Below are 10,507 nucleotides of genomic sequence, written 5' to 3'. Positions count from 1 at the left end.
CACCTGGTCGTCATAGAAGCCCATCACGACTCCTTATCGGGGGCCTGGGCGGCCGTTGCGCCGAGCAGTGCCGGTAGGAGGGATCATGCCGGACCTCGCAGCTCCCGCCGGGTCGATCGTAAGAAGCCGGGTTTCGACCCGTGAGCTGGCCTTGTGTGGTCAAGGTGATCTTCTGGGGAAGTAGTCGGGCGGCGATGCGGTACTCGTCACCGAATACTTACTGCGGATTACTGGCTTCCTCTGGTGATTCGTTTCGTCTCGCCTCGGTGAGGCCCAGGCGACGGCGCACCACGCGGCGGCCCAGGTCCAGTACCGAGGGATCGTCGTACATCACGAAGCTCGCGTCGGTGGCCAGGAGCGTGCCGTTGAGCTCCAGGGCGAGCCCCGCCGGGTCCTCGTCGAGCGGCAGTTGCCGAAGTCCGATCGCCGTTCGCACGAAGTCGCGGATGAGCTGGACGAATCCGGAGTGGAACTCGGCGACCTTCTCCTGTACCGGTCCGCGGTGCGTCCCCATCTCCAGCGCGGCGCCCGCGAAGAAGCACCCGCCGGGGAAGACCCGCCGTTCGAGATGATCGAAGAAGGCGTCGCAGAACGCGAGCAGCTGCGGCACCCCCGGGTCGGCCACCACCGCCGGCGCGATGACCTCCGACTGGAAGACGGCGCCGGCCGCGTCGACGGTGGCGAGCTGCAGGTCCTGCTTGGAGTCGAAGTGGGCGTAGACGCCGCCCTTGCTCATGCCCAGGTCCTTGGCGAGGTTGCCGATGCTCAGGCCCTCGAGGCCGTCGACGGTCGACAGCCGCATCGCCGCGTCGAGGATCGCGGCGCGGGTGCGCTCCCCGTCGGCTCGCCGCTGGCGTGTGTGCGCTGCCCTCTCCGCCATGACCCACATCCTAGTTGACGTGCAAGACGATCGTTCGTACTCTAATCTAGTAAACACGAACGTTCGTTCTGACTCTTCCTGAAGGAGGGTTCGCCGATGGCGAGCAAGGCGGTTATCAGCCTGACCACGGGTCTCGAGGACCTGGAGAAGGTCACCGTCGCGTTTCTCGTGGCGGTCGGCGCCGCGGAGACCGGCAAGGAGACGCTCATGTTCCTGACCCAGGAGGCGGTCCGGCTCGCCCTGCCCGGCGACGCGAAGGGTGAGGGGTGTGCTGGCTGCCCACCGCTGGAGTCGCTTGTCGAGCGCTACCGGATCGCCGGTGGCCGCTACTTCGTGTGCCCGATCTGCGTCGACGCCCGCAAGATCGACGCCAGCGTGCTGATCGAGGGCGCGGAGCTGAACGGCACGGTCCCGATGTGGAACTGGATCGGCGACGACGGCGCGACGACCTTCAGCTACTGAGCCGTCGGCCGCGACGGCCACCTCATCGCCCTGTGGGTAGTCGGCGGCGGAGACTGGCGCGGCCTGGCCTGCGTCAGTGACCGAGGAGGCGGCGCAGGATCTGGTCGGCGCGTTGCCAGGCTTCGGGCGGGACGGCGCCGAGCCGGTGCGACAGGCCTGAGGTCGGCATCCAGGCCACGAGCTCGGGCAGCACCGTGCCCGAGACGGGAACCGTGATCCCGACGTCGGCGGCGTGGTTGTCGAACGGCAGCGGCTCACCCGGCACGACGGGGCAGACCACGACTCGGCCGGTGTTGGCGTTGTTGTACAGGTCGGCGGACACGATCAGCGCGTGCGCGGGAGCGTCGGCCCGCGCCCACACCTCACCCTGCCGCACGGCGCCGCAGTTCCTCGAGTCGGGCGAACTCGCCGTTCAGGTACTCGGCGGTGACCCCTAGGGCGGCGTTGCGTTCCTGCCGACGCGTCCGGAAGGTGCAGTGCCTGGCCGTCGTCGCCGACGAACTCGACCGTGACGGGTGCGGCGGCGATGCGGGGTGCGGCGAGTGTGCGTCCGACGGCGGCGGGCTCGACCGCGAGCAGGCGGGTGACTGTCGCTGGAAGGTGCGCGATGTTGCGTCCCGACCCGAAGCCGATCTCCAGGACCTCGCCGGACAGCCCGGCCGTGACGCGCGCCCTGGCCTGCGCCACCGGCCGGCCGAGGACGAGATCGACGATGCGGGGCANCACCTGGTCGTCATAGAAGCCCATCACGACTCCTTATCGGGGGCCTGGGCGGCCGTTGCGCCGAGCAGCTCCCAGACGAGCAGCGTGACCGTGGCGCTCTGCCAGCGTTCCGGCGACCAGCCGAGGGTACCCGTGGCGACGATGTAGTTCTCGGCGCTGGTGATCAGGAAGGCCAGATCGGCGGCGTCCTCGACGGTGAGCCCCGGGCGGAGGGCCGCGCGGTCGGCGAGCAGGTCGGCGAGAGCGCGGAACGCGACGCGGCGCTGGCCCTCGTTCACGCCCCACTGCGCCGCGAGGTCCGGATCGGTGCCGACGGTGCCGCGAACTACGGCGAGCAGCGGCGCCACCCGCCCCATGATCTCGCGGCTGCCGTTCGTCCAGAGCTCGATCACACGGACTGGGTCGGGCTCGGCGGTCAGCTCCTCGAGCCACGGCCGGTCAAGTAGCGCGACCGGCTCGTCGTCGCCGACGGCGGCCACGTCGAGCGCTTCCTTGAGCAGCGTCGCCTTGTTCCCGAAGTGGAAGTAGACGGTCTGCACGGCGACGCCCGCGCGCGCCGCGACCTGGTCGAGCGTCGTCGCGCCGTAGCCCTGGTCGAGGAACAGGTCCGCCGCCGCGGCGATGATCCGTCGCCTGGTCAGCCTGGTCTTCTCGGCCCGACTCGGCCTGTTCTTGACCCGACTCGGCCTGTCCTTGACGGGATCACTCACTCGCTAGAGACTACTCCAGTAACTCGCTAGAGTCGGCTCTAGCTAAAGGAGGGATCATGCCCGACCTCGCACCGATCCACCACGTGAAGATCCCGATCAGCGACGTCCGCGCCAGCAGCGAGTGGTACCTACGGGTGCTCGGGCTGGAGGTGGCGATCGAGTTCACCGAGGACGGTGAGCTCCGTGGCGTCGCCCTCAAGGCCCCGGACGGCACGACCCAGATCGCGCTTCGGCACGACCCCAAGCGCGCCGCCGCCCTCGCCACCGTCCTTCCCACCCCGACCCCCACCTTCTGACCGGTCCGACCGCGCGGTGCGCGGTCCCTCGACGAGCACTCGGTGACCGCGCCTGCGCCCGCACCGCCCGCACTGCTCACTCCGTATGCAGTCCCCGCCGGCGCGCAACCGATCATGGTGCGGCTGTGCGCCCCGGATCGCTCGACCAGACCGGCTTCACGGGATTCGAACGGTTCGGGCTGGAGCATTCCGCCGTGCTACCCGGCCGAACGCCGTAGGGACCAGGATTTTCCCGCTTGGACGCCGGGTATTACCCGGCCTTTCGGGTGATCTGGCTCGCCTGCTATCATTCTTCCCGCAACGGACTCTGTGCCGGGTCCGCTGGGAGCCGGGGGAAAGCGTGAGAAGCGCGAGAACACGCCGGCATGGCCGAATGCGCCGGTACGCCCTCGTCGCTGCCGTGGCGGCGGGGCTCAGCTGTCTGTCCACGACGGCTGCCACGGCCGCGCCCACGGCGCTGGCCGGCAGCGAGACGCTGTGGCCGAGGCAGAGCATTCATTCGCCGGACGGCGTCTGGGAACTCACGATGCAGGACGACGGAAATGCCGTCCTGTTTGGCCGCGGGCACGTCGCCAGATGGTCGACCGAAACCGATGGAAATACCGGCTCCACGCTGGAGATGCAGCCGGACGGCAATCTCGTCGTCTACGCGCCGGGCCACCGGGCCATCTGGAGTACGGGTACGGACGACCACCGCGGCGGGCAGCTGGAGCTTCAGAACGACGGCAATCTCGTCCTGTACGCGCCTGGCCATGTCGCCGTCTGGGCGACCGACACGCACGCTCCTACGACCTATGTCGCCCTCGGCGACTCCTATTCCTCTGGCGAGGGCAACCCACCGTTCGACGACGGCACCGCGACCACGAAGGATGACTGCCACCGCAGCCCGCAGGCGTGGCCCCGTCTGCTCGGCGTCGACGGCTCCGGCAGCATCGCCGGGAATGGTCATCTCGCCTGCTCGGGGGCCGAGATCGACGATGTCCTGTTCCGCGGCCAGCACCCGGGCGGACTCGACTCCACCTCCCAGGTGTCCCGGCTCGAGAAGATCAACCGGGATAAGCCGGTGGGCGTGGTGACCGTGACCATCGGTGGAAACGACCTCGGATTCAGCTCCACGCTGGAGACCTGCTTCGTGTGGCAGTGCGTACAGCAGCCGGAGAAGGAGGAGCGCAAGATCGACGACGTGGCCGCCCGTGTTCAGCAGGAGGTGATTCCCGCCATCCATAAGGCCGCGCCGCAGGCCCGCGTCGTCGTGGTCGGCTATCCGCGGCTCTTTCCGCGGCTCATCGCGGACACGACGCGCTGCGGGTGGCTGACGCCCACCGAGCTGACCCATCTGAACCAGGTGCAGGACTACCTCGACGGCCGCCTTCGGGTCGCCGCGACCACCGGCGAAGCCATCTACGTCTCCGTGGCGGACGCGCTGAACGGCCACGAGCTGTGCAGCCGCGATCCGTGGATCTACGACCTCGGCCGCAACGGCGGCAACCTGCGCGGCCACCCTCTCGCGGACGGCCAGCGCGCGATAGCCGCCGTCGTGGGTGCCAGCGCCGGCGCGCCGCTCCGCCCGCCCCCGGTGGTCCCGACCTTCTAAATCGTTCGTGCCAACCCTGATCGAATCATGGTTCGAGTGAGTTCCGTGGACCAGATCGTGTCGGCGCGACGTCGCCGGCGGCCGGGACGTCCGCACCGGACTGGCGTCCGTCGACCCCTCGACATCCGAGACGGGTAGCCCGAGAGCCGTGCCAGTGGCTGGCCCGGGAAGGCCGGCGAAGATCAGCCTGGAGACGGTCGGCAGGGCCCCTTCAAGATCCCTAACGTGATGGTTGTCCGATGACGACGCCCTGGGCCCGCTCCACGGTTCGGCGTCGACGGCGAGCCCCGCCAGCCGAGGCGATCCGGACGGCCCGTCGCTCATGTCGTCCGGATAGGGATGACGACATTCGTGGGAAAGCAGCATGACAACCCCGCTGCCAGGTGTCGTTTCCCTATCTTCCGACCGCGTACGATCGGCGGGCATGGTCCGTCCGGGAGGGGCGATGGTGCGCGGCATCCACCGTCGCGGGCGTTCCACGTGACGGCCTGGTCTCGGGGGAATGGTGACGGACAGGTTGACTGAACAGGAGGTGCGGGAGCTCGCGCGTGCTTTCCACCTTCCGGAAAACGCCAGGTCCCTGCTCGAGCAGGCCGGGTTGGAGCGGTCGCAGCAACCGGTGTGGACCTCGCAGCGTCCGCTGGACTATTGGCGTGAGATCAACGTGCGCCTTGGCTGCGGGGCAGTCGTTGACGGACGGCGCCAGATCCTCCTCGCCGCCAGCCGGGTCTACCCCGCCAACAAGGTCTTCGCCGCCATAGCTGCCAAGGCCCGCGATGCCGAAGCCGGCGCCGACGGTGAACCGGCAGCCGACGCCGCCGCCACGCGGCCGGCGTCCGGTCATGCGGACGATCCTCCCGACGGCGCGCAGACAGCCGCCCCGGCGAATGTCGACGGGGTCTCCGGGCCGGTGCCGTTCCCCGGCCGGCTGTTCTCCCCGGAGGCGGTGCGAGCCGGCTCGACGAGCGCGTCGCACGGCCGCGGCCGGCCGACGCGGCGTGGCGTTCTTCTGATGGCGGGGCCCGTGGTGGCCCTGGGGGCGACCGTTGGCGCTGTGGCCCTGACCAGACAGGGTGGCTCCGGGCAGGCCGCCGACCTTCCCGACGTGCAGAACGCGGCAGTTTGGGCGGCGCCGGTGCGTGGTGCTCGCCCGCTCGGCCCGACGCTTCACGGGCATTCGGAGTCGGTGTTCTCGGTCGCGTTCTCTCCGGACGGCACGACGCTGGTCAGCGGCAGCGACGATCACAGCGTGCGNCTGTGGGACGTGCGCCACCCGGAGACCGCTCATGCGCTCGGTCGACCCCTGACCACGCACAGCGCGGCGGTGACCTCGGTTGCTTTCACTCCGGGCCGGCCGATCATGGCCAGCGGGGGAGCGGATGGAGCCGTCGAGCTGTGGAGCCTCGCCGACCCGAGCACTCCTCGGCCACTCTGGGATCCGCGCCAGCCACTGGCCGACCCGGACAATCCGCTGTTCGCGGTGGCGTTCTCGCCGAACGGGACCATCCTGGCGACCGCAGGGCAGGACCATTCGGTGCGACTGTGGGACGTCACCCGTCCTGCGCAACCCCGCCCGCTCGGCCAGCCGCTGCCCGGACACGACGACACCGTGCGGGCGCTGGCGTTCTCCCGTGACGGAAAGATCCTTGCCAGCGCCGGCGCCGACCGCACAGTGCGGCTCTGGGATCTTGACGACCGGAAGAACCCGCGGGGGTTCGACACGGCGCACATCACGCACGACGACGCAATCTGGACGGTGGCGTTCGACCCGCGGGGACGTTTTCTGGCCAGCGCCAGCGGTGACGCGACCATCCGCCTGCACGCCCTGGAATAGCCGCCGCACGCCTGGGTGGCGAACTGTCATGACCCGTCACTCGGTCTGTGTGTGGGTGCGTAGCGCATCGCGGCTGGGCGCCCGACCCATCATGAGTTCAGCCCAGCCAGCGGCCGAAGGGCTGCATCGTGTGGTGGGCGGCNATGGCGGAGCCGGCGGGGCCCATCAGGGCCTTGTAGCGCTGCCAGCGCCGGTGGAACAGGACGACGAGTTCGGCGTCGTGGCGTCCCTCGTCGGCGAGGACGAAGTTCTCCAGCGCCGTCTCGCACTCGTCCCAGTTCTTCGGCGCGTGGCCGGTGAGCCGGGCGAGGTCCTCCCGGTCGGCTTCGGTGACGGCCGCGCCGATCTGGTCGGCGCGTTCGAGGTGGCGGGCCAGGCGGAAGGCGATGCGGATCTGGTAGGTGACGTACGGATCCTCGACGGAGATCGAGCGCAGCGAGCGGGACAGGTGCTGGTGCGGGGTGGAGACGGGCGAGGACACCGGCTCGGGGATCTCGACGGGTTCGAGGTCGATGCCCAGGTATTCGGCCAGGGTCTCGACGGCGTGCAGGTTCGTCTCGCTGACCCACTGGGCGTAGGTCATGTAGTCGGTGTCCAGGGTCGGGCGGGCCAGCGGGTTGTGGAAGGACAGCTGGTTGGTGAGGGTGAAGAACAGGTGGTGCCACTGGATGGCGGCGAGGTCGACGGGCCGGCTGGTCAGCTCGGCGTACCGGTCGTACAGCGTGGTGAACTCGCCGTAGGGGATGACGGTGTCGCGCATCCGCCAGGCGGCGAGGTCCATCATCGGGTCGCCGATGTGGCCGATTTCGACGTCGACGAGGGCCACGAGGTGGCCGTCGGCGTGGTGGAACTGCCCGGAGTCCCAGACGATGGGGGCCTCGCGGTCGGAGGCAGGCAGCGGGTGGCGGCGCAGCCAGCCGAGGACGAACTCCATCAGCGGGTCGGGGCGCACCTTGCTCGATCGGTAGTGCTGCTCGAACCGGCGTACTCCGATCATCGCGGAGTCGTTCGGCGACGTTCCGGAGATGACCCCGGCGGCCTTGAACGGCTCGACCGGGAGCTGGTGCATCCGCGCCAGGGCCTGCAGGTACTCGTCGACCACCACGCGGCGCTGCTCGGTGGTCGTGTCGGCGAAGTCGGGTCGGCCGGGGACGGCGGCCATCGCGTACGACCGCGGTTCGTCGCACCAGCCGTGCACGTGCGGGACCGGGATACCGTGCTCGTCGAGAAGTCGCTGGAACAGCATCTCGTGTTCGAGAGGGAAGATCAGAGACGTGTCGGACCGTTCGCCACGCACGACGACGCGTTCGGTGGCGCCGCCGCGGTCGATGTCGACGAACCACATGGGCCGCCATCTCGGCTGCCGCTCCCACGACACGACCTGGCCGCCGAGCAGGGACTCCAGCCAGGCGATGACGCGGCCGTCGTCCTTTAACTCCGTGTCGCGGGCATCCGATGCAGCCATGATCGTCCCTCCGGTGTCCAGCAGTCCTCGGCGCGGCTCCCCTCACCCTCGCACGGGCAGTCGCGTCGGTCTCCTGACATGCGCGCCCGGCACGCGCCGGCGGCTCGCCGACGACAGTAGCCTAACGATTGTTAGGCTGCTAGCCGGAGCGGAAAGGTGCCTCCTGCCGGCCACGTACCCCGGGCGGGCCCGGAGGTGAGCCAGGTAGCGGGCCGGGTGAACAAGCGCGACGTGGTGCTGCGGGAGAGCGCCCGCCTGTTCGCCGAGCGAGGCATCGAGGCCACGACGATGCGCGTCATCGCCGATGCCTGTGGCATACAGGCCGCCAGTCTCTACCATCACTTCGCGTCGAAGGACGAACTCGTCGCCGCCATTCTGACCCGCAGCGACGCGCACATCACCGGCCTCTACGACGCCATCCTCGACGCCCCGCTGGAGCCTGCCGACCGGCTTGAGGCGATGATCCGGGCGACGCTCGACAACTTCGTCCACCACCGGGACGCCGCGCGGATCTACTACCGCGACCGGGCGTATGTCGCCCAGTCGCCGCTGCTCACCCGGGTCCGCGACAACGCGGTCGCCCATGACGAGCTCTGGGATCGGTCCATTGAGGCGGCCCTCGCCGCCGGGCGCGTCTCCCCGCGGTTCGCGGCCATCGACCTGCGGAGACTTCTGCAGGAGCTGATGTGGTCGACCGCCCGGCTGCGCGGAGACGCCGTGAGCGCCGACGACATCGTGCACGTCCTGCTCCACGGGATCCTCGCCCCGGAGCCCGGCCTATGACGGTTGGTGGTGCGGGGCGGTCAATCCTTGCCTTCGAACGGCGTTACTCGGCTCGACTCACAGACGCGGAGTTCGACCGACTCGCCAGGCAGGTGGGAAAGGCCGCCGCGGGCCGGGAGCCCGCAGCGTGCGAGCTTCTGGGGAAATGGCTCGCCGATGAACAGTCGGACACCCGCAGGGTCGTCATTCTCGACGCGATGGCCGCATCGTCGTGCCTGCAGGCGCCGAGTGACCTGTTGGTCGAACTCGTGAAGGTGCGCCATGCCGACCTCGCCTCGGCCGCCGCACGGCTCCTGGTCCTCTCGGGCGCGGAGGGCGAGGCAGCTCTGCTGCGTGCGCTCCCGGCCATAGGATCCTATGCAAGGTACCGCTGTCTTTCTACTTTGCTCTACGGCCGGGAACAGCTGGGCGAGGAGGCGGTGCGGGCAGTCGCCGACCTGACGGAGTACGGGGATCGTGATCTGAGAACGGCCGGATTGACTGTACTCGCGTTGCGGGGGGACGGTTCCTGCACCGATCGGCTGATGGGGAGTCTGCGGCGGCGAGATCCGGCCACCCGCGAANCGGCGCTGAAGGCCCTTGCGGTGGTCGGCGACAGCCGTGCCGTCGACGCCGTGCTCGCGCGGCTCGAGAAAGATGTGGTACGTGGCTCCGATCCGCACTCGCCCATGATCGATCTGGAGTTGACCTACCTCGCGCGGCACGCGGAGCTCCACCCGGAGGCATTCGAACGCGCCTGCGCCGCAGTCGCGAAGAACTGGCGACGGCGCGACAGTGCCGAGCTCGAGTGGATCCGATCCTTCCTGCACCAGACCACGCCCGAGGGTCTGCGATCTGTCGGTATTCCTGCCGACGCCGAGCTCCAGCGGATGCGCGGCCACGTGGTGGACGGAATGCGAGTGAGGGAATTTCCTGGGACAATCGAGGAGATTGATAGCTGACGTCATCGTGGGCACCGTACCCGTGGGTTGTACGGCCGCCCAGNGGCCGGCCGCGCAACGGTCCGAGGGGTGAACCTCGCGTAGTTGCCCGACCGTACTGCCCGGCTGGATGCTGCTTACACTGATATTTTGTGATGACGAGGTTTCGCGGCCGAACCACAACAGTTATGATCACTGCCTGTGCGCTGCTGGGCGTGTTCTCGGCGGCTGGTTGCTCGGGGCTCTTCGCTTCATCACCGGAGGTCGGGTGTACGGACAGGAGCGCGCGGCTCGCCGGAAGGCTGGACGACCTCGCCGTGCTCGAGCTGCGTCCGGCTGCCGCGAGTCTGCGAGAGCAGGGCTCCGGCTGCGATGCGAGTTCCGGCAGCTCACACGCGGAGCGTGTCTACCGCTTCCCCGGCACGGCCGACGAGGTGACGAACTTCTACCACGACGCTCTGCGCGCGGCCGGCTGGAAACAGGGTCTTCGAAGTTGACCGGGGTGAGGTGTGGGGCTCGCGTCCGGCTTGGTGGCTGTGCGTGATGCTGGTCTGGTGTGGCCTGGGTGTAGGACGCTGGCGTGTCGTGGCGTGAAAAGACCCNCAACCCNTGGTGATCTTGGTTGTTCTGACGCAATCAGGACACCGTGGGGTTACGGGCTTGGACGATCATACGAGTGACGCGACGTTGTTGCTGGACCTCGACGGGATGGCGGTGGAGCGGGTCGAGCGGTTGGCCGACGGGTCGCGGGTGGCGTGGCTGGTGACCGCAGACGAGGCGGCGCGGGCGTGTCCGGGCTGCGGGGTGTTCTCGGGGCGGGTGAAGGGCGTGGTGCGCACC

General features: G+C 69.2%; 10 protein-coding genes and 3 pseudogenes. 8 read left to right on the top strand and 5 right to left on the bottom strand.

Annotated elements, in window-relative coordinates; translation table 11 throughout:
- Nucleotides 1-217: 217 nt before the first annotated feature.
- Nucleotides 218-880, bottom strand: a complete 663-nt coding sequence (locus UK82_RS30015) for a TetR/AcrR family transcriptional regulator (RefSeq protein WP_044887648.1) — start codon at nucleotides 878-880, stop codon at nucleotides 218-220.
- A 96-nt stretch (nucleotides 881-976) separates the two neighbouring features.
- Between UK82_RS30015 and UK82_RS30010 the strand changes: the two genes are divergently transcribed.
- Entirely contained in the window at nucleotides 977-1,342 is a 366-nt protein-coding gene (locus UK82_RS30010) for a DsrE family protein (RefSeq protein WP_044887624.1), read from the top strand.
- A gap of 73 nt (nucleotides 1,343-1,415) precedes the next feature.
- On the opposite strand, the gene UK82_RS30005 is transcribed toward UK82_RS30010, so the two are convergent.
- From UK82_RS30005 to UK82_RS29995, 3 genes and pseudogenes are all read right to left on the bottom strand, one after another.
- Nucleotides 1,416-1,718, bottom strand: a complete 303-nt coding sequence (locus UK82_RS30005) for a type II toxin-antitoxin system PemK/MazF family toxin (protein ID WP_055410789.1) — start codon at nucleotides 1,716-1,718, stop codon at nucleotides 1,416-1,418.
- Between the two features lie 80 nt (nucleotides 1,719-1,798).
- Nucleotides 1,799-2,064, bottom strand: a pseudogene (locus UK82_RS41085) (class I SAM-dependent methyltransferase); the annotation flags it as partial.
- Between the two features lie 24 nt (nucleotides 2,065-2,088).
- Nucleotides 2,089-2,775 (bottom strand): TetR/AcrR family transcriptional regulator, encoded by a 687-nt coding sequence (locus UK82_RS29995; RefSeq protein WP_044887626.1) that lies wholly within the window; start codon nucleotides 2,773-2,775, stop codon nucleotides 2,089-2,091.
- Nucleotides 2,776-2,831: 56 nt separating this feature from the next.
- Here UK82_RS29995 and UK82_RS29990 point away from each other — a divergent pair, with 56 nt between their 5' ends.
- The 4 genes and pseudogenes from UK82_RS29990 to UK82_RS41075 form a co-directional block, all read left to right on the top strand.
- On the top strand, nucleotides 2,832-3,071 hold the full coding sequence (locus tag UK82_RS29990; protein WP_082122200.1) for a VOC family protein: 240 nt from the start codon (nucleotides 2,832-2,834) through the stop codon (nucleotides 3,069-3,071).
- Between the two features lie 373 nt (nucleotides 3,072-3,444).
- Entirely contained in the window at nucleotides 3,445-4,665 is a 1,221-nt protein-coding gene (locus UK82_RS29985) for a GDSL-type esterase/lipase family protein (RefSeq protein WP_055410787.1), read from the top strand.
- Between the two features lie 502 nt (nucleotides 4,666-5,167).
- Nucleotides 5,168-5,919, top strand: a pseudogene (locus UK82_RS41080) (effector-associated domain EAD1-containing protein); the annotation flags it as partial.
- 1 nt (nucleotide 5,920) lies between these two features.
- The coding region (locus UK82_RS41075; RefSeq protein ID WP_396230684.1) for a WD40 repeat domain-containing protein at nucleotides 5,921-6,499 on the top strand (579 nt) is incomplete at its 5' end.
- Between the two features lie 143 nt (nucleotides 6,500-6,642).
- Here the strand turns inward: UK82_RS41075 and UK82_RS29975 are convergent.
- On the bottom strand, nucleotides 6,643-7,844 hold a 1,202-nt coding region (locus tag UK82_RS29975; protein WP_236706614.1), incomplete at its 3' end, for a phosphotransferase.
- Nucleotides 7,845-8,159: 315 nt separating this feature from the next.
- Here UK82_RS29975 and UK82_RS29970 point away from each other — a divergent pair.
- From UK82_RS29970 to UK82_RS33450, 3 genes and pseudogenes are all read left to right on the top strand, one after another.
- Nucleotides 8,160-8,747: a TetR/AcrR family transcriptional regulator gene (locus UK82_RS29970; RefSeq protein WP_161849188.1), complete on the top strand. Its 588-nt coding sequence runs from the start codon at nucleotides 8,160-8,162 to the stop codon at nucleotides 8,745-8,747.
- 1,237 nt (nucleotides 8,748-9,984) lie between these two features.
- Nucleotides 9,985-10,164, top strand: coding sequence for a hypothetical protein (locus UK82_RS41070; protein WP_236706612.1), 180 nt, complete (start codon nucleotides 9,985-9,987; stop codon nucleotides 10,162-10,164).
- 163 nt (nucleotides 10,165-10,327) lie between these two features.
- Nucleotides 10,328-10,507 (top strand): annotated as a pseudogene (locus UK82_RS33450) (ISL3 family transposase); the annotation flags it as partial.

Source organism: Frankia sp. ACN1ag (assembly GCF_001414035.1).
Classification (GTDB): Bacteria; Actinomycetota; Actinomycetes; order Frankiales; family Frankiaceae; genus Frankia; species Frankia torreyi.
The sequence above is the reverse complement of the archived record's forward strand: the minus strand, read 5'-3'. Positions and strand labels throughout refer to the sequence as shown.